The organism is Reinekea marinisedimentorum (assembly GCF_004341165.1).
In the GTDB taxonomy this organism is placed as follows: domain Bacteria; phylum Pseudomonadota; class Gammaproteobacteria; order Pseudomonadales; family Natronospirillaceae; genus Reinekea; species Reinekea marinisedimentorum.
The window spans coordinates 91,661-112,637 of record NZ_SLZR01000003.1 but is presented as its reverse complement, the minus strand read 5'-3'; the positions used below and the strand labels follow the sequence as shown (position 1 = coordinate 112,637).

The following is a 20,977-nucleotide window of genomic DNA, read 5'->3' as shown; positions in this document are numbered from 1 at the left end:
TGCACCCTGATTAACGCAACCGTTTTACCCGTTCCTGCTGGCTGACTACATCGGTTAATCGAATACCAAATTTTTCGTTTACCATCACAACCTCGCCGTGGGCAATTAAGCGACCATTGACCAGAACGTCTAACGGCTCACCGGCCAGACGATCGAGCTCGATGACACTGCCCTGATTCAGTTGCAGCAGGTTGCGAATCGGAATCTCTGTTGAGCCCACCTCCATGGAGATGGTCACCGGAATATCCAGAATGACATCCAGATTTGGGTTGTCCTCGTCGAATTCCTGACCCGATGTACTGGCAAACTGCTCCAGTGGTGCGACTTCCGGCTCAGAGCTTTCGGCATCACCCGACTCTTCCATCGCAGCAGCCCACTCGTCTGCAAGAGCCTGATCATCGGCACTTGCCGCTACTTCATCGGCCAGAGCGTTTGCGTCAATATCCAATGAGTCGCTACCGTTTTTTTTGTTGCCATTTGTCACTTCATCATCACCCATTGTTTTATTCCTTTGTTGAACTGGCCTGCGCTTGCTCTTGGCGGTGTTTTTCGCGCAGCCCTAATATTCTTGATTTCATGTCGCCGGTATCACGCTTCGGTTTAACCGCCGGTCTTTCAACGCGCAGCGCCAGATTCTCGCCACACTGCCCAAGCTTGGTTTCAAATACCGGAATAGAATTGGCCGTAAGGGTAATGGTATCCGGCATATCGATGGGAATAACGTCGCCTGCCTGCAAACCAACCAGCTCGCGCAATTTAATTCTTCGCTTGGCAATAATGGCATTGGTCGGCACGGTGGCATCGAGAATATCGGTGCGTAACGACTCTACCCAACGCTCATCGATTTCATCGACATCCGACTGAACACCGGCATCCAAAACTTCACGCACCGGTTCGATCATCGAATACGGCAATGTCATGTGCAGATCACCGCCGCCACCATCCAGCTCAATATGGAAAGTGCTGACAACGACCACCTCGCTGGGTGACACAATATTTGCCATCGCCGGGTTTACTTCACTGGTGACATACTCAAAATCGATGTCCAGAACCGCACCCCAGGCTTCTTTCATATCTTCAAAAACCTGAGACAGCACCATTTGCACCACGCGGATTTCCGTTGGTGTAAATTCGCGGCCTTCAATCTTTGCGTGCCGGCCATCGCCGCCAAAAAAGTTATCAACCAGCTTAAAGACCAGCTTTGCATCAAGGATGAACAGTGCCGTACCCCGTAACGGACGAACCTTAACCAGATTCAGACTGGTAGGCACGTAAAGCGTATGCACGTATTCGCCGAATTTCAGAATCTGAATACCACCGGTAGATACATCCGCACTTCTGCGCAGGAAGTTAAACATGCTGATACGGGTGTAACGGGCAAAACGCTCATTGATCATTTCCAGCGTGGGCATACGACCACGGACAATCCGGTCTTCGGTTGTCAGGTCATACGATTTTACGCCATCAGCATCAAGGCCATCATCCTCTTCGACAGCCCCGTCATCTATGCCATGAAGTAACGCATCAATTTCGTCTTGCGATAACAAGTCTTGCACTGCGGACTTCCTATTGAATAATGAAACTACGATACAGAACGGACTCTACGCCGGGCCGTCCTAATTCAACATCTAATATAGCCTGTACCGCGGCGGCCAGCTCTTCAGCCAGCTTTTGTTTACCTTCGGCAGTGGCCAGCATGCTGATGTCCTGCATGCTGAAAACATCCAGCAGATTGTTCCGGATTAACGGATTGTGCTGCTCAATAACAGCCAAGGCTTCCGGGTCACGCGTTAACAGGGTTAACTCCACCTGTAAAAAACGGGATTTGCCGCCATTGGTGTAATTAATAATGAATGCCGGGTCCATCGCAAAATAGAGCGCCTCGCCCTGCTCAGCAGAAAGCGACGGATCTGACATTGCCATTTCGTCGATGCTCATATCATCCGGGCCAGCCAGTTTATCTTTCAGCATGAACCAGGTGCCAAAAATAGACAGCGCGGCGATTAACAGCACACCAACAACAATCAAAATAATTAACTTGAGCTTACCGCCCTTCTTCTTACCTTCTTCGGCTTCAGGGACGTCTTCTTCGGCCATGATGGCTCCTATCGTTATTCCAGTTCCTACTAAGCAATGGCTGTGCCACAGACTTTTCAATGATGCTAAGTCTAGACCAGATCAGCCTCTGCAGCCTACGCCTATAAGGCTTTGGCGCTAATTGTGTGGACCCTGAGAATGATTCGTCAATTTTCTGCCACGGTTTTACACATACTGATCAATAAAGCCCAGCGTTGTTGACACTATAGATTCTGGCTCATCCAGCGGCTCGCCCTCGCCAAGCAAACCTCCGCCCCGCTGACCGGAACCGGATTCACCGTTACCGGAACGTTCCTGTGTCTGCTGATCAGAAACATCCAGGTTCGACAGGTTCAACCCCTGATCCACCAAAGCTTCACGTAATCGAACAGACTGCTGCTCCAGGGCCTCCCGGGTTTGGGCAGATGAAGTAATGATCTGCACATGGGTCTGATCATTTTTTACCTGTATGCGAATTTCCATCGACCCCAACTCCGGAGGGTCCAGTCGTACGGTCGCGTTCTGGGTATTACTGCTGATCATCGTCTGAATACGCTCAGACAAAGCCGTGGCAGCATTAGCCAGCCTCATTGGGCGGTTAAAATTATCGCCCTGCTGAATGTTCTGCAGATCGAGACTGGGCTGGTTTTTAGCCTGAACATTGGAAGAATGAAGCATGTCGGCCGGTGTGCGCAGGTTCTTTTCCAAACCGGCATCCAGCAGCTCATCGGCATCTGCACCCTGCTGCGCCAGCATCTGACTCTGGTTGATATCCACCTGTTTGGCCGAGTCCTTCAAGCCCTGCTGGGATAGCACCTGCTGGTTCTGTTCCAGCACCGCATCTTCACTCAATGCCTGAGTCGTTTGCGCCGTGGCTAAATTCTGTTTGGCAGCGTCCGTTGATATCGATGTGCTATTCAGCACCTGCTCGGCAGTCGTCTTCTCTCCGCTCAGCCGGCTTTGACTGACTGCCGCTTCAGAGCCCTTTGCATTTACGCCCTCAAGCAAGCCGCCCTGCTGAGTCAGCCCCTGGCCATTGGCCAGTTCGCCATCGAGACCGATTGTATCCAGCGATTCACCTTCACCGCTAACGGTTGCCAGTTCCAGGTTGGCCGCTTGCAGCTGAAGACCGGTTTCGGTATCCAGCGTTTCCGCCATAGCCGCACCGGCAAGTGCCTGGTTGCCCAAAGCGTCGGATGCACCGGAGTCTGCAACGGCACCCGAATTTGCCATCAGATAGGACATCAGCCCTTCGTCATCGTTGATATTGTCCAGCGGGTCCGACTCGGCATCGGCAGCAGGCAAAAGCGGAGAGCTTTCACCGCTTTTACTGCTGGCATCCTTCACGCCGGCGGCTAATTCTTTCATAGCAGGAATTTGTTTATCAGCAGACTGATAATCACGTACTAAGCGATCAAAACTTGAATGATCCGCCCGGGCATCGGCCGTCACGCCGCTATTGGCGTCGGATCGGGCAGAATCGATTACACCGGCATCTCTGCCGGAAGATAGGGATACCATCGGTTGAAGCATGAAACCTTACTCCGGTATTTACAGTTACAACCGAATTTAGCAAACATAGGGCCAGTTTTATTTCTGGCTTAGGATAAATAAGATTCCTGCAAGACCCTGCAGGTTTCAGAGGCCTTGGTGTTGATGGTGTCGAACAGCCTTTCAGCGACTGTCAGATCGCCTTCACGCGCTGCAGTTTCAACCTGCAGACAGAGCTCGCTGAGCACGGTTACACCAAGATTAAGGCTGGCGCCTTTGATGCTGTGGGCCACCTCATACACCGACGTCGTATCTTGGTTTTGAATTGCACCTTTCAGCACATCAACCCGCGCCGAGGTGTCTTTAACATAAGTCCTAATAAGGGTGCAGAATTCATCTTCCAGTATTTCCTGCAATTCATTCAGAAAGTCCGAATCGATCAGTTGCATAGCGACGGTTATCCTATTTTTCCTGTGGCCATTCCAAATACGCAGTAACTGAGTTACCCGATTCATTATAGTGGATGTCTTTGCTTATGCCTTTAACTAAAGGAATACCCCGGCCGCAGTAATCGGCATCTGACCGGGCTGCCTCCGTAACCTTTTTGTGATCAAAGCCTTTGCCACTGTCATCAATTGTCAGTGTCAGCCTGCCGCCGGTGCCCAGAGGTTCGTGATGCACATGAATCGTCACCGAACCATCGGTCATGGAATCCAGACGGCTTTCGCGTTCAAGATAATATTTTTCAAAACCCTCTGGTGAGGCCTTTAAGCTGGAAGAAAGATTCAGCACACCGTGCTCCAGAGCATTGGAGTAGAGTTCTGCAATCAGGGTATAGAGCTGGCCACTCAGGCTTCGCAGGCCTTCAACTTCGGTAATAATCGACAACACCACCGGAAGCGGGTTGAATTCCTTGAGCGATAAATGACGCAGTGTATAGCTGAAGGACCAGTCCAATGGGCCACCTAGCGAGCCCCGCTTCGAGTTGAAATCCGGCAAGCCGATTTCATCTATATCGGCCATTTTTACGCTCAGCAATGTAATGTCGTCTTCAGCACCGGCCTGGCCGACAAACTCTTCAACGCTGTTTAAGATGCGCTGAAACATCGAGCCCTGAACTTCATGAGTGAAGCATTCAAAGAGCCGGTCTTCACCGAAGAATTCATTCTCGCTGTTACGCGCCTCGATAATGCCGTCTGACCAGACAAAGAGTTCATCTTCTGCCGACATGCGCAGCTCGGTAAACTTAGGCGAAAACTGCTCCGCACTTAAGATGCCCAGAGGCAGGTTCTCTGAGGGCAGAATATCGATTGAGCGCTCCTCGGCACGAAAACAGACAACATCCGGCAAGCCACCCACCCAGATGGTGGCGATGTTTTCATAGAAATCCATCGCAATGAAACAGCCACAGCAGAACACGCCGGTCGGCAGAATATCATTGAGCTTGCTGTTCATTTCCCGCAGCACTTCTTCGGTAGAGAAGCCCTTCGCCGTCATGCCGTAAAAAATCTCTGCCAGCGGCATGGCCCCAATAGCAGCCGGCAGGCCGTGGCCGGTAAAGTCACCGAGAAACAGATGCATGCCGCCATCCGGTTTGCGCTCGGCCAGAACCGTATCACCGTTAAACACCGACAGCGGTGACAGGCTGTAAGAGATATTGCTCATACCCAGGCAGCCCGCGTGAGCCACATTATCGAAAATGGTTTTGGCAACCTGCTGTTCAATGAGCATCTGACGGTTATGGTCACGCAGTTTTTCCTGCATATTGCGCATGCGGCCAAAGGCTTTGATTTTTGCTTTGAGGATTGTGCGGCTATAGGGCTTGGATAAAAAATCATCACCGCCCGACTCCAGGCACTCGGCCAAGGCTTTGGGGTCAACAAGGGACGTCAGGAAAATAATAGGAACGTATTCATCTGCCAGCGAGGTGCGGCGAACTTCTTTGGCCACCTCTATGCCGTTCAAACCCGGCATTATTACATCCAGCAAAATCAAATCGGGACGAGTGTCCCGATATTGTTTTAAAGCTTCTTCGCCATCCTTTGCCTGTACGACTTCGTGACCTTCTTTGGTGACAATTCCTTTCAGAATTATCCGGTCCGACTCATTGTCATCGGCAATCAGTATGCGAAGTGAATTGAATTCATTGCCGGCCACTAGCGAATATCAAATAGCTGCCCGAAGTTAGAAATGGTCAGAATCTTTTTAACATCGTCATTGCAATTGATGATTTCAATCTTTGCACTGTCACCGCCGGCGTAGTCACGCATGAGCAGTAACATACCCAATGCCGAACTGTCTAAATAGGTGGCGTCTTTCATGTCAACCGTGTACTGATTTACCTCTTCAGTCACGTTTTCATAAATTTGGCGAAACTCCTGATGTGAGCTGAAGTCAAAACGACCAGACACTTGGATTGTTATTGAATTGCCCTGAGTGGTTGCAGTGACTGCCATAAAAATTCCTCACGAGTGGATCGTTAACATTAGTATAGTGGGACTACGTAATCTTTCCATAACCCATCAATTACAATAGCATTCATTTTGAACACGTAAATGAATTGTTGAGCAATTCCTTGTTTTTATTGGATTTTTCCATGTTTAGACCGCTCATTAGAAAGCATATTCTGATTTTTATCCAGACTGACGGTGATTATTTCAGTCAGCGGTTGAATATACAGCCTAAGCGGTCAGATCGAAAAATTGTCGGCCTTAACCTCAGCGTAGCCGGACTTTCAATCGCTGCCAATGTTGTCAGAAAAATGAAGGGGTGAATGTAGGCGATTAGTGGGAACAACGGCCCTTAGTTGGAATGAAAGCGCTGGGTTACCAGCTCATCGATTGCTTTTTGCTCTTTTTTATCCGCTTCTACCAGCTCTTCCATTGAGACCTTGCCGATAAACTGAGCAATATTTTTGCGTTTTTGATACAGCTCGCGCCACTTAGCCAGAACCTGCTGCTCACGCTGACGCCACGAGTCGATAGCATTTTGCTGACGCTGAGCCAGGCTGCCGAGCTGATCGATAAAGCCCTGGGTGCGCCGCCACTGCTCTATAGAAATGCCCTGAGAGGACTGCTGATCGAGATACCCCTGGTACTCAGCCTGGTATTCAAATAATTCATCCAGCCGCTTTTGCTCGACATCCAGCTGGGTGCGAACCTGTGCAAGCGCCTGAGCGGCCTGATCCTCACGCTGCTGAGCCAACCTTTCCACCACCTCTAACCGCTTTGATCGACTCATTTATTCCGTGCACCCTTAACCGTACGCTTACCTGCAATACCCCGTTGAGATTTCACCGGGCGGCCCCCTGCTTTATTTGCCGGTCTTGCCTGAGGCTGAGCTGCCGCTCTTGGCTGTGCCACGGCTGCGGCTTCCTGGTTAGCATTCATAGCCATGCCTGGCGCGGCCTGTTCGGCAACTCCGCCGGTCAGCGCAACCTTTAAACCTTCAACTGAATCACCGTAGGGCGACTGCTCACGCAGACCCTGGCGCAGAAAATCACGGATACGCGGCTGAAGCTCGATGGCTCGGTCTATTTCGGCGTTACTGCCACGGCTGTATGCGCCAATGGATATTAAATCTTTGTTCTGGGCGTAAGTTGCCCACAGCTGCTTAGCCGCCTGTGCCATCTTCAGGTGATCTTCAGACACCACTTGAGGCATTACCCGACTGATGCTCTGTTCAATATCGATCGCCGGGTAGTGCCCTTCTTCGGCCAACCGCCGGTTCAACACAAAGTGGCCATCCAGAATGGCGCGCGAGGCATCAGCAACCGGGTCCTGCTGATCATCACCCTCCGTTAATACAGTATAAAAGGCAGTGATTGAACCCCCGCCTTTTTCCGCATTACCGGCCCGTTCCACCAACTGCGGTATGCGCGCAAAAACCGATGGCGGGTAACCTTTGGTGGCAGGTGGCTCACCGATGGCCAACGCAATTTCGCGCTGTGCCATGGCATAGCGGGTCAATGAGTCCATCAGCAACAATACGGACTTACCCTGCGCACGGAAGTATTCCGCAATCGCCGTTGTATATTGCGCCGCACGCAACCGAAGCAAGGGTGCGTCATCGGCTGGCGAGGCGACCACCACACTGCGTGCCAAGCCTTCATCGCCGAGAATATCTTCAATAAACTCCTTCACCTCACGGCCACGCTCACCAATCAGGCCAACAATGGTGATATCTGCGTTGGTAAAACGGGTCATCATGCCCAGCAGAACAGACTTACCAACGCCTGAACCCGCAAATAAGCCAAGACGTTGGCCCTGCCCAACCGTCAACATCGAGTTGATGGAACGAATGCCAACATCCAGCGGTTTGCGGATGGGCTCACGGTGCAGCGGGTTGATAACGCTGCCGTTCAAACTTTGCTGAACACGGCAGCGCAACGCGCCTTTGCCGTCAATCGGCTCGCCGAAGCCATTGACCACACGGCCAAGCAGTTCATCACCAATCACCAGCTCATTGGCCGATTCCAGCGGCACAACACGAGCCCCGGCGCGCAACGAATGCACCGCCTGGACCGGCATTAAAAAGGTTTGCTTATCGTGGAAGCCGACAACCTCGGCTTCAACCACCTGGTGAGCATCGATTACCTGGCAGCGCTGGCCGATTGAGGTGTTCAAGCCGACCGCCTCCAGCGTAAGGCCGACCATGCGAGTCAAGCGCCCCTGCGCAACAGGCGCGCCGTTGTTATCTACCCAGCCTTCGCATTCGCGAACAAAATCAGTGATTGGTGTCGTCACTTGCCACTTCTTTGGTTAGGGGTTGGTTTTCCGGGGAATCTTCAGCCGCGTCAAGTACCGGCTTGGCCTCAACAGCAGGTGCATCGGCTAACTCAGTGTCGGCATCGGCTGTAGACTCAATCGGGGCTTCTGCCTGCTCTTCCGCAGTGCTCTGGTCCTCACCAGCCGGTTCAGGCTCCGACATTGCCTCGGCTTCAACGGCTTTGCTTTCAGGCTTATTAAGCAAGGGCTCACTGGAAAGCGGCTGCTTAATCTGCTCCGGCATCGGGTGTTCGGGATTGTTTACCAGGTGCGTGACGGCGTTATCGAAGCGATGCTCCAGCGTGTAATCGATGTAACTGTACCCGCTCTTCACCTGACAGCCTCCGGCGGAGATGGCATCGTTTACCTCCACACGCCAATGGCTTTCGGCAATCGCCTTGATCAGCTCGGCATCCTGGCTGTTTACCTGCACGCTGAGCTTTTCATCCGGATTTGGCAGCGCCTGAATCGCCGCATGAACAATAGTCTGAATATGCTCCGGGTTGGTATGCAGCTCTTCCTGTAAGACCTGACGGGCAATGCGAATGCTCAGCGCCATCATCGCTTCTTTCAGTTCCTGCTCTTCTGCCGCCAATTGATGGGTCATGGCCAGAGTCAGGGAATCAAACAAATCGAATTTTTTCTGTGATTCAGCCTGTTCCATCTTCAGTGCATCGTCATAAGCCTGCTGCTGACCCAGCTTGCGCCCCTCTTCTTCGCCGGCCGCCAAACCTTTTGCATGGCCATCCTGCTCGCCTTTACGGGCGCCCTGGGCCATACCCTGCTCAAAGCCCTGTTCAAAGCCCTCGTTGTAGGCCTGCTCGCGAATGGCTTCCAGTTCGGCAACCGTCGGTGGCTTGATGGCATTGCTTTCGACATCGTCCACCTTAACGGGCTTCGGCTGTTTAGTTGCAGGAGTAACCAGGTTGCCGGCTTTATCCCAACGGGGTAAAGAGACACTCTCAGCTTTGGGTTTAGCAACGTGCTGACGCAGCACAGGCTTAGAAGATGATGACATTTAAGGCTCCCCGGCGATCACAGCATTTCTTCGCCGCCGGCGCCGCCCAGCACGATCTCACCGGAATCGGACATACGGCGGGCAATACCAAGAATCTCTTTCTGCGCCACCTCAACTTCAGAGACCTTAACAGGCCCCATGGCCTCCATATCGTCACGCAGAATTTCCGCCGCACGCTTCGACATATTGCCAAGAATCTTGTCGGCAAGATCGCTATCTGCACCGCGCAGCGCAATTTTCAGTGAGTCGGTGGAAACCTCGCGCAGTAACGCCTGAATACCGCGGTCATCAACATCAATGAGGTTGTCAAACACGAACATCAGGTCTGCAATTTCGGTGGCCAGATCTTCATCGACCTCTTTAATGCCATCCATAATCTCGGCTTCGACGCTCGATTCCAGGAAGTTCATAATTTCTGCGGCGGTCTTCACACCACCCAGAGTTTGCGCCTGGGTTCCGGCACTGGAAGAGAACTGTTTCTCCAGAATGGAGTTTAATTCCTGCAACGCCGCCGGCTGAACGGACTCCAGCGCTGCCACTCGCATCACAATATCGAGACGTGTTTTTTCCGGGAACTGCGCCAGCACTTCACCGGCCTGATCCGGTTCCAGATAGGCCAGTACGATGGTTTGAATCTGTGGGTGCTCATTGCGGATCACATCAGCAACGGCTCGCGGTTCCATCCATTTAAGGGTATCCAGGCCGGTGGTGTTACCGCCCAGAATAATACGGTCAATCAGGCCGGCGGCCTTATCTTCACCCAGCGCCTTGGTCAGCATGTTGCGGATATAGTCGTTTGCACCGACACCAAGACCCGATTGCCCGCCTACTTCTTCCAGAAACATGCGCACAACGCCTTCAATCTGTTCCTGCTTTACCTCCGGCATGGTCGACATTGCCGTACCCACGCGCTGAACCTCTTTCGGGCCCATATGCTTAAGCACCTCGGCCGCGTCAATTTCACCGACGCTCATCAACAGAATGGCGGCACGCATTTGCTTGGGAATACCATCGAGTACCTTTTCGAACTCGCCAATGTCTGTAGGAACAGGCAGTTTATTCTCAGTCATCCGACATAACCCATCGTTTTAATACCAGTGCTACCCGGCCCGGATCTTCGGCAATCAGGCCACGCAATGCATCCAATTGCCGTTCAAAGCTCTCAGAAGGCCCGGGTAATGAATATTCATCAATCGCATTCAGTGTAACCTTGTCGTCTGCGATCATATCTTCGTCAACATCCAGGTTTGCCAGCGCCGCATCTTCCATACTTTCCTGCTGTTCTTTTTCACCTTTGGAAAGCAGGTTTTTCACGGCTGGACGAAGAATGCCAAACACCAATATTAGTACAAATAAGCCGGCCAGTACCTGTTTAGCGATTTCCCAGAACCACGGCTCAGTATAAAAGGCGGCTGGCTCGACAGTTTCGTCGGTCGCCAGGAAGGTGGAGTTAATGACGTTAATGCTGTCACCGCGGCTGACATCGTAGCCGACGGCGTCCTGAACCAGTGTTCGCAAGCGAAGTATGGATGCATCGTCCCATTCTTTATCGACCGTTTCGCCGGTTTCCGGGTCGACCACACGAATGTCGTCGACCACCACGGCAACCGTCAGGCGGCGTACGCGCCCCTGCTGGAATTGCGTATAGCTGAGCGTGCGGTCTACCTCGTAATTACGAACCGACTCATCACGAGATGAGCGCGGCGCAGCGGCAGCACCTGCACCCTCTCCGGTCACTTCAGGTGCCTGAGCATCGGTAGGCGGCTGGTTTGACAGCGCACCGGGAATGCCGCCCTGAGTTTCATTCACACGCTCTTCATTAACGGTTTGTTCACTGCGCAACGCGATTAAGTCGGGGTTGTACAGTTCTTCAGCCTGCTCAACCTTAGTGAAGTCGATATCGGCAGACACCTCGGCCTGAAACTTATCCATACCCAGAATCGGGGACAGAATCGAATTGATTCGGCTCACCAGGTTTTCTTCAATTCGGCGCTGATACTCAAACTGGCGATTGGTCAGTTCTTCTTCGGGGTTTTCTTCACTGTCACTTAACAGTCGTCCACGCTGGTCAACGATGGATACATTCTGATCAGAAAGCTCAGGGATCGATGTCGACACCAAATTACGAATTGCCTTCACAGTGCTGCTGTCCAGCTCAGTACCGGCAAACAGCTCAACAAAAACCGATGCCGTGGGTTCACGCTGGTCACGTACAAACACAGATCGCGTAGGAATGGCCAAATGAACACGCGCCGAACGTACCTGATTGATCGAGGAAATGGTTCGCGCCAGCTCACCTTCCAGGGAGCGCAGGTAACGGGCATTCTCCATAAACTGCGATTGACCCAATGGTTGGTCCTGATCGAGCAATTCATAACCCACGGTCTGATCGTCTGCCAGGCCGGCACCGGCAACGGCCAGGCGGGCATCATGCAGATCGTTCTGTTTAACCAGAATAACCCCGCTGGCCGGATCAATATCGAACTCAATATTTCGGCTCTGCAGCACTTCAATCAGTTCACTAGCATCGTAACTGTTACTGCTGTTCATCAACGGCCGGTAACTTTCTTTTTGCGACCACAGCACGATCCCTAAACCGAGAGCAATACTCGCAGAAAGACCAATCAACAGGCCGAACTGACGCATCATCGTCAGGCGGTTGAAGCCAACCATGAGCGGATGCATGCGCGATACACCGCCAACATCCTTTTCCATCAGATCGGAATTTTCAGTGGCCATTGGAATCTGCCCACCTGATGCCGCCGGCACTCTTCCGGCTTCGGCATTGCCGGATGGGTTCAATTGATTATTTGAGGCGACGGGTACGTTTTCAGTCATAAGAATCTCTACCGCTTACGGCCCTGCTGTTACAGAGTCATGTTGATAATTTCTTTGTAGGCTTCAACCATCTTGTTACGCACTTGCGTCATCGCCTGAAAAGAAACACTGGATTTCTGCAACGCAATCATGACTTCCGGCAAATCAACTTCCGGATCACCCATTTCATATCGGGTGGCAAGATCATTGGCAGTCTGTTGATTATCGTTAACGTTGTTAATTGCAGAGCCAAGCATTTCCCCAAAGGAAGGAACGTCGGCGGTGGGTGTCTGCGACACAGCTGAAACGGTATCGGTATTAATTGCACGCAGACTATCGGTGGCTTCGGCAGCATTCATTTGCTGGCGCACCTGCTCGATAGTATTCGCGAACTGATTGTTTGTAGAAGATGAATCCGGAACGTTGACCTGGCTGCGCAAAGAGCGCATCTGCTCCAGAACACCCTGTATATCCACTCGATCAACCATATGCCACCTCAGCTAGTGTCAAAATATTTTCTTTCTGAACATTGAATGCGAATTTCTACACGCTAATTCGACAATATTTAGTCGCTTTGGCGTAATCTTTCCGCTGCTGAGTCTAATTTTGCAATTGGCAGGCCAACTATTGCCGCTTTTCCGGAAAAGGCTGCAAAGCGTTTCCGCAACCACAACCTGGAATTAAAAAAGCCTCCCGATCAGGAGGCTTTGATTTATTCCGTTTAAAAACTGTTTATCGTATGTCTGCAATAGCCTGATCAACATTCATACCCAGCTCTCTCATCTTCGCCAATTTATAGCGCAAGGTTCGGGAAGAGATGCCAAGGTGATCAGCCGCTTTATTTTTTCTGCCATTATGAATGCGCAGTGCATCCAGAATAATTTCAAATTCTTTGTGTTTTAAACCGGCATGAATCCCCTGATTCTCGGCAGGCGCAGTGACAGCAACCGCCTCGGGCTCTGCCATGCGGTCCATCGCAGTATTTACCAGTTCACGGTCGCGCACGGGTTCAAAATCAATCAGGTGCTCACCGTACACACCTAAATCCTGGGCGGTCACTGTATTACCACTCTGCAGAATCAATGAACGCTGAATGGCGTTATCCAGTTCGCGCACATTGCCGGGCCAACTGTGCTCGAGTAACGCAGCCTTTGCTGATGCATCCAACTGCAAACCGTTCTTGTGCATTTTGGCGGCGTGTTTGGCTAACAGGTTTTCTGCCAGCGGAATGATGTCTGCTTTGCGTTCGCGCAAAGGCTTCCACTCTAACGGAAAGACACTGAGGCGATAGTAAAGGTCTTCGCGGAAACGATTGGCTTTGACTTCATCAACTAATTGACGGTTCGTTGTTGCCAGAACGCGTACATTCAATGAAATGGTTTTGCGCCCGCCAATACGTTCAACTTCTTTTTCCTGCAGCACACGAAGTATTTTAGCCTGCAGGTTGATATCCATTTCAGAAATTTCATCAAGCAATAACGTACCGCCGTCGGCCTGTTCAAACTTGCCGGCCTGGCTTGCTACCGCTCCGGTGAATGATCCTTTCTCATGACCAAACAATGTGGCTTCAAGCATGTTATCTGGAATGGCCGCACAGTTGATGGCAACGAAAGGGCCGTCGGCACGATCAGAATGCGCATGAATATAGCGCGCCAGCACTTCTTTACCGGTGCCACTTTCACCACTGATGAGGATGGTACTTTCAGAGGTTGCCACCTTGCGTGCCAGTGACAATATATGCTGACTGCCGGCATCCACCGCTACCGGCTCGAAACTGTTATCTGCTACCGGCGTACTGTGTTGTTCGATCAATTCTATTAATTGATTCGGAGCAAAAGGCTTCACCAGATAATCTACGGCACCTTTTTGCATTGCTTCAACGGCTTTATCGACAGCAGCATAGGCGGTCGCCAACAGCATAGGAATATGTGGATAATTCTGCCGGACAAACTCCAGTAAATCATGACCACTCATGCCGGGCATGCTGACATCCGACACAATAAAATCGAACGACTGCTGCTTTAATTTCAGCACCGCTTCTTCACCGGACTCAGCGGCCTCAACCTGATAGTCATGAAGCATAAGCGTGTCGCACACTGCTTCGCGTAAGTTAATATCATCTTCTACGATAAGAATTTTCACTGGACTTACCTCTGCTGCATTGTGGGTAAAGTGATGACAAACTGACTGCCCACACCTACTTTACTTTTAATTTGAACACTGCCTCTGTGTGCCTTGACGGTGGCCAATAACACAGGAACACCCAAGCCGGTACCATGGCTTTTTGTTGTGAAGAACGGCTCTTGAATACGCTGAATTTGCGATTCATCCATGCCCGGACCTTCATCTGAAAAAATTATGTCGACTTCGTTTTCTTTCTGAACTGAATGAATATGGATAAGCGCCTTACCATCCGTCGCTTCAATGGCATTATTGATGATATTCATAAAGGCACTGATCAATGCGTCGGCCTGACACTGAACAATGGCGTTCGGTGCGCGCTTCGGCCAGAGCACCTTTTTCTGATGTTCCGGCGGTAACCCCTGAACAGATTCCGCCAGCAGTGACAATATTTTTACAACCGAAAACTGATTGACCAATTGGCATTCACCCTTCACGAACAGCAGCATATCCTGCACCTGGCGCTCCAGATGATTCAGCCGGCCAACCAGCTTATCGACAAACAGATCATGTTTTTCCGGCGTTAAACTCGGGCTTTTTAGATTACCGGCATACAGTAAGGCTGCCGAAAGCGGCGTACGAATCTGATGGGAAAGTGATGCAACCATTTGCCCCATTGCCGTTAGCCTTTGCTGCCGTGCTACCTGACTTTGCAGGGCTCGGGTTTCGGTTTGGTCCGTTAACAGAATAAGCTGGCCGGAGGTATCCAGCGGGCTGGTTTCTAATTTAACCAGCTTGCCGCTTTTTAAACTGACTTCGTGGTAGTCCGTCTGTTTGGGTGCAAAGGCTTCGCGCACTATTTTTCCCCAGGCCATACCCACCAGAGAAACGTCTGCCTGCTGACCCAGCGCATTATTAATCAACCGCTCTGCAGCCGGGTTTGCCTGCTCGATCGTTCCGCGTTTATCCAGAACAATCACACCTGCCGGTAACAACCTCAGTAGACTGCCAAGCTGATCTGCAATCTGTTCCTTTTCGTTTAATTCCTGCAGGCGCTGTTCAGAAACGGTTGCCAGTTCACCACTCAATTCAACGACACGCTTTTCTAACTGGCTGTAACTATCAGACAGCTGTTCACTCATTTCTGTAAACGCAGAAAATGCATTCTGAAGCTCCATGATCGTCTGCTTATTCAGATCTGGGCGCTTCTTTTTAACCGGCATATTTTCAGTGAGTGGCACAGCTTGCATAGTTATTTTCATTCAAAACTTTGACAGTAACCAGAGTACTGCAAGCGCAGTGCCAGTTTTTAAGAATGATTTTCGGAGGCGGTTTTTAACAGAGGCTATAAAAAGAAAGCCCGCACAGTGCGGGCTTTCAGAGGACATTCAGCGAATGATAAAAGGTTTGTCAGCTGGCAATTTCACGACGGTTAATATTGTATTTGCGCATTTTTTCAACCAGCGTCGTTCTGCGGATATGAAGTTTTTCTGCTGCCCGCGCAACAACGCCCTGAGCATCATCCAGCGCCTGCTGAATTAAACTTCTTTCCAAATCGGTCAGGTACTCTTTCAAATCCAAACCATTCACCGGTAATAAAGCAGCGGATTGATCCATCGATGCGGTTGGGTGATGTTCTTCTAAAGACTCCACAACGGCCTTTGGAAGTACATCTTCATCCAAGTCATCAACATGGCGGTATTTCAGCGGCAGCTCCTGCACACCGATGACGCCGTAAGGATGCATAATTACCAGACGTTCAACCAGGTTCGCCATTTCCCGCACGTTGCCCGGCCAATCATGCTGTACCAGGCTCATAATGGCCGCCGAATTAAAGCGAATAGAACCGCGCTTTTCGTTTTCAAGGCGGGAGACCAGCTCATTCAGCAACAGCGGTATATCTTCGTGGCGGTCGCGCAGTGCCGGCATTTCAATCGGGAATACATTCAACCGATAGAACAGGTCTTCGCGGAACAGTTCTTTTTCAATCATGTCTTCCAGGTTGCGGTGGGTTGCAGCAATGACGCGAACGTCGGTGGTAAACGTTTTGGTACCCCCGACCCGTTCAAAGGTTCGCTCCTGCAAAACCCGGAGCAGTTTCACCTGCATGTTCAGCGGCAAGTCACCGATCTCATCAAGGAACAGGGTGCCACCTTCGGCCATTTCAAAGCGGCCGGCACGGGAAGTGATTGCACCGGTAAAGGCACCCTTCTCATGTCCAAATAATTCACTTTCAATCAGTTCTGCCGGAATCGCCCCGCAATTTACCGGAACAAACGGCTTGTGACGGCGGTGAGAATTGTAATGCAGGTTACGAGCAACCACTTCTTTACCGGTACCACTTTCACCGGTAATCAGCACGGTAACTTCTTTATCGGCAACCTGAGCCATCATTTCACGGACAGCCTGAACACTTCGGCTACTGCCCACCAGGCTGCGGAACAGGTTAATCTCGCGTCGCTGGTCGCGGCCACGGGTTAAATCATATTGCTCACGGTACATCTGCGCGCGGTGCAGCGTATCCAACAGTTTGTTATAGGTTGTCGGGAAAGCCAGTTTGGCAATGATTCGCGAACGTAACTCGTCGCTCAGCAACTCACTTTCCGGGTGGTCGCCCATTAACATAACAGGTAAGCCACCATCCCATTCCGTGAGTGCTTCCATTGCTTTGGTTAAAGACTGACCAACCTCGCCAATCAAAACACCGACGATTGTTGCAGGGGATTCAACAGCCTGAGTCGCTTGCTCAAACCAGTTCTCTCCTTCCACGATGATCAGGTCTTCACCTAAAAATTCGAGAATTACCTTAAAATCATGACGGCGCTGCGCATTGTCATCGACTAAAAGTAATTTAATTTCTCTCAACATTCGGTTAGCTCCGAGCTTATTTATAGCGGTAAGGCTTTTGTTCAAACACTGTCAAAAGATCGACAATTCAATTATGGGGAAGTTAAGTCACTTTTTGACGGGCAGTCAAATAAATGACTTAAGTTTTTGTAGAAATGTTGCAGAGATAATGCACATATAAAGCACATGGTTAGAATCTGTTCAGATCGACGTGAAATTGACGAATTTGTAGACAAATTGCTATGAATAAAACGAATTAACATGGATATTTCATTTCAACGTGTAACGCGGCGCCTGCTTAAACAACAGGCAATGGCGATTGCGTGAGTTGACCCGGCTTAATCATGGCTGCAAAGTGCCCACGCATTAAGCCGGTATTTTCTCAAGCACTGCAACTGAGGCCCACTAGATTCGACCGGCAGAACGCAACTCGGTAAGTGCCTCATCACGAATTTCATCCCAGGCCGATTTAATCTGGCTGAGCAGATGGCTGACTTCATCGAGCATGGCAATGTCATTACGGACGCTGGCTTCAAACAGACGGCGGATCATATAGTTGTACAAGCGCTCAAGGTTTTGAGCAATCTCACCGGCATCCAGATTCAGGCTATCCTGCAAGCCACCAATAATGGCAATGGCTGAATTTATCTGGCTGCTTTTTTTATCGTACTCTTTTCGGTCTATGTGACCCTTCGCCGCAGCAATGCGCGAGGCTGCGCCTTCAAATAACAGCTGGATCAATCGATGAGGATCGGCATCAACAATCGATGTCTGCGTTCCAATGGACTGATAGTTTTTTATGCTCTGTGCGTACATCTCTTTACCTCTTATGCAGATAACCGGTGCTTACCTATACAAGCAATGTATCGGCCGGGGTTGTTTTTATTTTAGTACTTTTTTGTAGCGGCCTTACGCCAACGGAACAACAGGCCTCTCAAACCCCTCCCCACTGCCTTTAACCATTACCAACCCCGCGCTAAAAGGGGTTCAACCGGCAGTGGCATAGCCCTTGCTGAATAACAATTAAACAGCACTCATTGCTCAGTAATGCCGGATATACATTGCCGCTTTTCATTAGTGACCGGCAATGAACGGCAAAACTCATTCAGAAGGTAAGGTTATGGAACAGGCGCTTAAAAAATATGATCACTGGTCTGACCACGGTTCAGAACAAGCCCTAAATCACAGCCAGCTGGTTAAACTGGAAAAGCAGGCTTTGAAGCACTATGAGACGAGCCTTGAAGAATCCACCCGAAATGAAGACAGCGTTGCCCACCGCCACCAGGCCAAAATCATTGCTAATGAACTGGCCACGCACCAGAAAACAAAAGTCTCTGCGCTAAACCTGCTCGCCCGTATCGCCTTAGACGAAGGCTTTTACCCGTTAGCATCACGGTATTTGGAGCAAGCGCTGAGCAATGACCCGAACTCTGCCGGCTGCTGGTATTCACTGGGTCATGTTTACCTGGCCGTGAAAGACTACGATCAGGCAATGTTGTGCTTTTCTAAATCACTCGATATTTCGCCTAAGCAAACCCGTGCGGCGACATCTCTGGCGTATACGCTGGATAAAAAAGGCCACAAGGTCGCTGCATTTCAGGCTTACCGTAAGCTTTACCATGTGCACCCATCGGATGATCATGTTCAGGCGAAGCTGTTTGAATTGCTGCAGCAGATAAAAGCGGATTTTTATCAGCAGGATTTAGAAGACGATGTGGTTCGCTGGTTACAGCTGAGCAATGTGAATTATCAGAAGCTGGCGCCACTGGCGATCTCGCTGATTACTCACAAGTATGATCTGACAGATCCGAATGCCATCGTCGATTTGCAATCGCTGGCTGTCGATAAACTGTTCAATCTGGCACTTGGGAAAATATACTTTACAGATATCACGCTGGAACAAACGGTTATCGAGATTCGAAAACAGGTTCTGCTCAACCTGATTGCCTGCGACTACCACGATAAAAAACTATTAACGCTGGCGACTAACCTGGCGCTCCATTCCAACCACAATGAATACCTGTATCTGTACGATGACACAGAGTCTGAAATTCTTAGACTGCTGAAAAGCGCCATAGAGAATGCACTGCGTAACAATGCGAATGCCGATGCCCTGGAACCCATGCTTACGTTATACGGCATGTATGAATCTCCGGCCCAGATAAAACAAATTTCGAAGCTGACTGCCGCTACCGTCAGCCATTGGTCTGCGCAAGCACGGCAGTACCTGCAGCTTTCTGTTTTTGAGTTTTTAAACGAGCAAAAAGAAGCACGGCAGCTGTCTTCAGTGAATAAAATTTCTGATCAGATTTCTCTGGCCGTAAAAGAACAGTATGAAGAGAACCCCTACCCTCGCTGGCTGCATTTAGGCTACAACACGCCAACAAATTATGGCCGCGCACTGGAGCAGGAACTGGTTAACTTCCGGGCCCCGGATTTCTTCAACATGGGCACAATTAAAATATTAATTGCAGGCTGCGGTACCGGCCAGCATGCACTGCGGGTCGCAAAGTACTTCCGTAATGTGGAAGTTACCGCCATCGATATTACCAAGCGCTCATTGATTTACGCCAAACGAAAAGCAGATGAGTACAACATTCAAAACATTAAGTTTTTGAACCTGGACATACTTCATCTGGACGCACTGGATGAACAATTCCATGTTATTGAATGCTCGGGTGTACTGCATCATATGCAGAACCCGGCTGCGGGACTGGCACACCTTAAAAGTAAACTGCTGCCCAAGGGCCTCATTAAACTGGGCTTATACAGTGAACAAGCGAGATCTTCTATTCAAAGTATCCGCCAGTTGATCAACGCTTACGCAGTGCCGACGACACGACAATCCATCCGCTCCATGAGACAGGCCATTATCAACAACAAGCTGCCGCTGGATAACAAAGGCATTCTCGAGAGTCAGGATTTCTACAGCAGCAGTGGCTGCCGTGACCTGCTGTTCCACGCACAGGAATTACTGTTTACGCCACAAGGCTTAAGCGAGCTGATCCGTGAACAGGAAATGGATTTTCTGGGCTTTGTACTGACGTCTGAAGTGAAGCAGAAATATGCGGGCGAATACCCGAACGATGAAAAAATGACCAATCTGCAGAACTGGCAGGCATTTGAACGGCAACACCCGCAAACCTTTTCGCGGATGTATCAATTCTACCTGCAATAGCGTCCGGCAGATTGGCTGGGCGGCGGCTTTATTCTTTGCCTGCCCGCGACATGAATTTTTGGGTTTCAGTATTCACGCGAATGCGCTCACCCGGTTCAATGTATTCCGGTACCTGAACAACAATGCCACCATCCAGCGTGGCTGGTTTAGTACGTGCAGAGGCCGAAGCCCCCTTAATACCCGGAGCGGTTTCAGTGATGGTTTTGACCACCGATTGCGGCAACTCAATTGCCACCAAATTGTCATTCACCACCAGGCCCTTAATACCTTCCATACCTTCATGCAGCCACAGCAGCTGATCACCTAATTCGTCACTCATCAGCATGTGCTGGCTGTAGTCTTCGCCATCCATAAAGGTGTGTGACTCACCATCGGCGTACAGGTAGCTGACTGTAATCTGCTGAAAATCAGCCAGATTGACCATGTCGTCACCCTTAAAGGTGACATCCTTTTTCCGCCGGGTGGTCAGATCATTCAAAACCATTTTATAGAGCGTTGCCGCACCACGGGCTGTTGGGCTGCTCACGGTAATGGACCGGACCACAAACTGTTGGCCATCAATATCAATAACCTGACCGGATTTAATCTCTGGTGCCTTAGGCATTTTTACCACCTCTTCTCAGTAGCAAATAAAACTGTATTTATAAACGAAAAAACTCCTGC

19 protein-coding genes are annotated in these 20,977 nt (G+C 50.4%); 1 reads left to right on the top strand and 18 read right to left on the bottom strand.

Features of this window, described 5'->3' with window-relative positions; translation table 11 throughout:
* Window positions 1-10 precede the first annotated feature (10 nt).
* From fliN to fliS, 17 genes are all read right to left on the bottom strand, one after another.
* Window positions 11-499 carry a flagellar motor switch protein FliN gene (gene fliN, locus BCF53_RS04635; protein ID WP_243645769.1) on the bottom strand — a complete coding sequence of 163 codons (489 nt, stop codon included), beginning with the start codon at window positions 497-499 and terminating at the stop codon, window positions 11-13.
* 4 nt (window positions 500-503) lie between these two features.
* Window positions 504-1,556: a flagellar motor switch protein FliM gene (gene fliM, locus BCF53_RS04630; protein WP_132700345.1), complete on the bottom strand. Its 1,053-nt coding sequence runs from the start codon at window positions 1,554-1,556 to the stop codon at window positions 504-506.
* Window positions 1,557-1,566: 10 nt separating this feature from the next.
* The gene (locus BCF53_RS04625) at window positions 1,567-2,097 is read right to left on the bottom strand and encodes a flagellar basal body-associated FliL family protein (RefSeq protein ID WP_132700344.1); all 531 of its coding nucleotides are present in this window, start codon (window positions 2,095-2,097) and stop codon (window positions 1,567-1,569) included.
* Between the two features lie 165 nt (window positions 2,098-2,262).
* On the bottom strand, window positions 2,263-3,609 hold the full coding sequence (locus BCF53_RS04620) for a flagellar hook-length control protein FliK (protein WP_132700343.1): 1,347 nt from the start codon (window positions 3,607-3,609) through the stop codon (window positions 2,263-2,265).
* A gap of 68 nt (window positions 3,610-3,677) precedes the next feature.
* Window positions 3,678-4,016: an Hpt domain-containing protein gene (locus tag BCF53_RS04615; protein ID WP_165901808.1), complete on the bottom strand. Its 339-nt coding sequence runs from the start codon at window positions 4,014-4,016 to the stop codon at window positions 3,678-3,680.
* Between the two features lie 13 nt (window positions 4,017-4,029).
* Window positions 4,030-5,724 carry an ATP-binding SpoIIE family protein phosphatase gene (locus BCF53_RS04610; protein ID WP_132700341.1) on the bottom strand — a complete coding sequence of 565 codons (1,695 nt, stop codon included), beginning with the start codon at window positions 5,722-5,724 and terminating at the stop codon, window positions 4,030-4,032.
* Window positions 5,724-6,023, bottom strand: coding sequence for an STAS domain-containing protein (locus BCF53_RS04605; RefSeq protein ID WP_132700340.1), 300 nt, complete (start codon window positions 6,021-6,023; stop codon window positions 5,724-5,726). The genes BCF53_RS04610 and BCF53_RS04605 overlap by 1 nt, the downstream gene beginning before the upstream one ends.
* Before the next feature lie 346 nt (window positions 6,024-6,369).
* Window positions 6,370-6,807 carry a flagellar export protein FliJ gene (gene fliJ / locus BCF53_RS04600; RefSeq protein WP_132700339.1) on the bottom strand — a complete coding sequence of 146 codons (438 nt, stop codon included), beginning with the start codon at window positions 6,805-6,807 and terminating at the stop codon, window positions 6,370-6,372.
* A complete protein-coding gene (fliI, locus tag BCF53_RS04595) occupies window positions 6,804-8,312 on the bottom strand; it encodes a flagellar protein export ATPase FliI (protein WP_207902655.1) in 1,509 nt (502 codons plus the stop codon). The genes fliJ and fliI overlap by 4 nt, the downstream gene beginning before the upstream one ends.
* Entirely contained in the window at window positions 8,293-9,351 is a 1,059-nt protein-coding gene (locus BCF53_RS04590) for a FliH/SctL family protein (protein ID WP_132700338.1), read from the bottom strand. The genes fliI and BCF53_RS04590 overlap by 20 nt, the downstream gene beginning before the upstream one ends.
* A gap of 17 nt (window positions 9,352-9,368) precedes the next feature.
* Entirely contained in the window at window positions 9,369-10,421 is a 1,053-nt protein-coding gene (gene fliG, locus BCF53_RS04585) for a flagellar motor switch protein FliG (RefSeq protein ID WP_132700337.1), read from the bottom strand.
* A complete protein-coding gene (fliF, locus tag BCF53_RS04580; RefSeq protein WP_243645768.1) occupies window positions 10,414-12,189 on the bottom strand; it encodes a flagellar basal-body MS-ring/collar protein FliF in 1,776 nt (591 codons plus the stop codon). The genes fliG and fliF overlap by 8 nt, the downstream gene beginning before the upstream one ends.
* A gap of 29 nt (window positions 12,190-12,218) precedes the next feature.
* Entirely contained in the window at window positions 12,219-12,656 is a 438-nt protein-coding gene (gene fliE / locus BCF53_RS04575; RefSeq protein WP_132700336.1) for a flagellar hook-basal body complex protein FliE, read from the bottom strand.
* A 244-nt stretch (window positions 12,657-12,900) separates the two neighbouring features.
* Window positions 12,901-14,310, bottom strand: a complete 1,410-nt coding sequence (locus BCF53_RS04570; RefSeq protein ID WP_132700335.1) for a sigma-54-dependent transcriptional regulator — start codon at window positions 14,308-14,310, stop codon at window positions 12,901-12,903.
* A 5-nt stretch (window positions 14,311-14,315) separates the two neighbouring features.
* Window positions 14,316-15,467, bottom strand: a complete 1,152-nt coding sequence (locus tag BCF53_RS04565; RefSeq protein ID WP_165901807.1) for a sensor histidine kinase — start codon at window positions 15,465-15,467, stop codon at window positions 14,316-14,318.
* 232 nt (window positions 15,468-15,699) lie between these two features.
* The gene (locus BCF53_RS04560; RefSeq protein WP_132700333.1) at window positions 15,700-17,157 is read right to left on the bottom strand and encodes a sigma-54 dependent transcriptional regulator; all 1,458 of its coding nucleotides are present in this window, start codon (window positions 17,155-17,157) and stop codon (window positions 15,700-15,702) included.
* Between the two features lie 384 nt (window positions 17,158-17,541).
* On the bottom strand, window positions 17,542-17,952 hold the full coding sequence (gene fliS, locus BCF53_RS04555) for a flagellar export chaperone FliS (protein ID WP_132700332.1): 411 nt from the start codon (window positions 17,950-17,952) through the stop codon (window positions 17,542-17,544).
* Between the two features lie 271 nt (window positions 17,953-18,223).
* Between fliS and BCF53_RS04550 the strand changes: the two genes are divergently transcribed.
* Complete coding sequence (locus BCF53_RS04550) at window positions 18,224-20,314, top strand: class I SAM-dependent methyltransferase (protein WP_132700331.1); 2,091 nt, start codon at window positions 18,224-18,226, stop codon at window positions 20,312-20,314.
* Window positions 20,315-20,342: 28 nt separating this feature from the next.
* Here BCF53_RS04550 and efpL read toward each other — a convergent pair whose 3' ends face one another.
* Window positions 20,343-20,918 carry an elongation factor P-like protein EfpL gene (efpL, locus tag BCF53_RS04545; protein ID WP_132700330.1) on the bottom strand — a complete coding sequence of 192 codons (576 nt, stop codon included), beginning with the start codon at window positions 20,916-20,918 and terminating at the stop codon, window positions 20,343-20,345.
* Window positions 20,919-20,977 lie beyond the last annotated feature (59 nt).

Bases quoted from the DNA above. Each gene is read 5' to 3' on its own strand.
- BCF53_RS04590 (WP_132700338.1), bottom strand. From the start codon at position 9,351: ATGTCATCATCTTCTAAGCCTGTGCTGCGTCAGCACGTTGCTAAACCC.
- BCF53_RS04615 (WP_165901808.1), bottom strand. From the start codon at position 4,016: ATGCAACTGATCGATTCGGACTTTCTGAATGAATTGCAGGAAATACTG.
- fliG (WP_132700337.1), bottom strand. From the start codon at position 10,421: ATGACTGAGAATAAACTGCCTGTTCCTACAGACATTGGCGAGTTCGAA.
- fliF (WP_243645768.1), bottom strand. From the start codon at position 12,189: ATGACTGAAAACGTACCCGTCGCCTCAAATAATCAATTGAACCCATCC.
- BCF53_RS04605 (WP_132700340.1), bottom strand. From the start codon at position 6,023: ATGGCAGTCACTGCAACCACTCAGGGCAATTCAATAACAATCCAAGTG.
- fliJ (WP_132700339.1), bottom strand. From the start codon at position 6,807: ATGAGTCGATCAAAGCGGTTAGAGGTGGTGGAAAGGTTGGCTCAGCAG.
- BCF53_RS04625 (WP_132700344.1), bottom strand. From the start codon at position 2,097: ATGGCCGAAGAAGACGTCCCTGAAGCCGAAGAAGGTAAGAAGAAGGGC.
- BCF53_RS04560 (WP_132700333.1), bottom strand. From the start codon at position 17,157: ATGTTGAGAGAAATTAAATTACTTTTAGTCGATGACAATGCGCAGCGC.
- fliE (WP_132700336.1), bottom strand. From the start codon at position 12,656: ATGGTTGATCGAGTGGATATACAGGGTGTTCTGGAGCAGATGCGCTCT.
- efpL (WP_132700330.1), bottom strand. From the start codon at position 20,918: ATGCCTAAGGCACCAGAGATTAAATCCGGTCAGGTTATTGATATTGAT.
- BCF53_RS04550 (WP_132700331.1), top strand. From the start codon at position 18,224: ATGAACGGCAAAACTCATTCAGAAGGTAAGGTTATGGAACAGGCGCTT.
- BCF53_RS04620 (WP_132700343.1), bottom strand. From the start codon at position 3,609: ATGCTTCAACCGATGGTATCCCTATCTTCCGGCAGAGATGCCGGTGTA.
- BCF53_RS04565 (WP_165901807.1), bottom strand. From the start codon at position 15,467: ATGGAGCTTCAGAATGCATTTTCTGCGTTTACAGAAATGAGTGAACAG.
- fliN (WP_243645769.1), bottom strand. From the start codon at position 499: ATGGGTGATGATGAAGTGACAAATGGCAACAAAAAAAACGGTAGCGAC.
- fliS (WP_132700332.1), bottom strand. From the start codon at position 17,952: ATGTACGCACAGAGCATAAAAAACTATCAGTCCATTGGAACGCAGACA.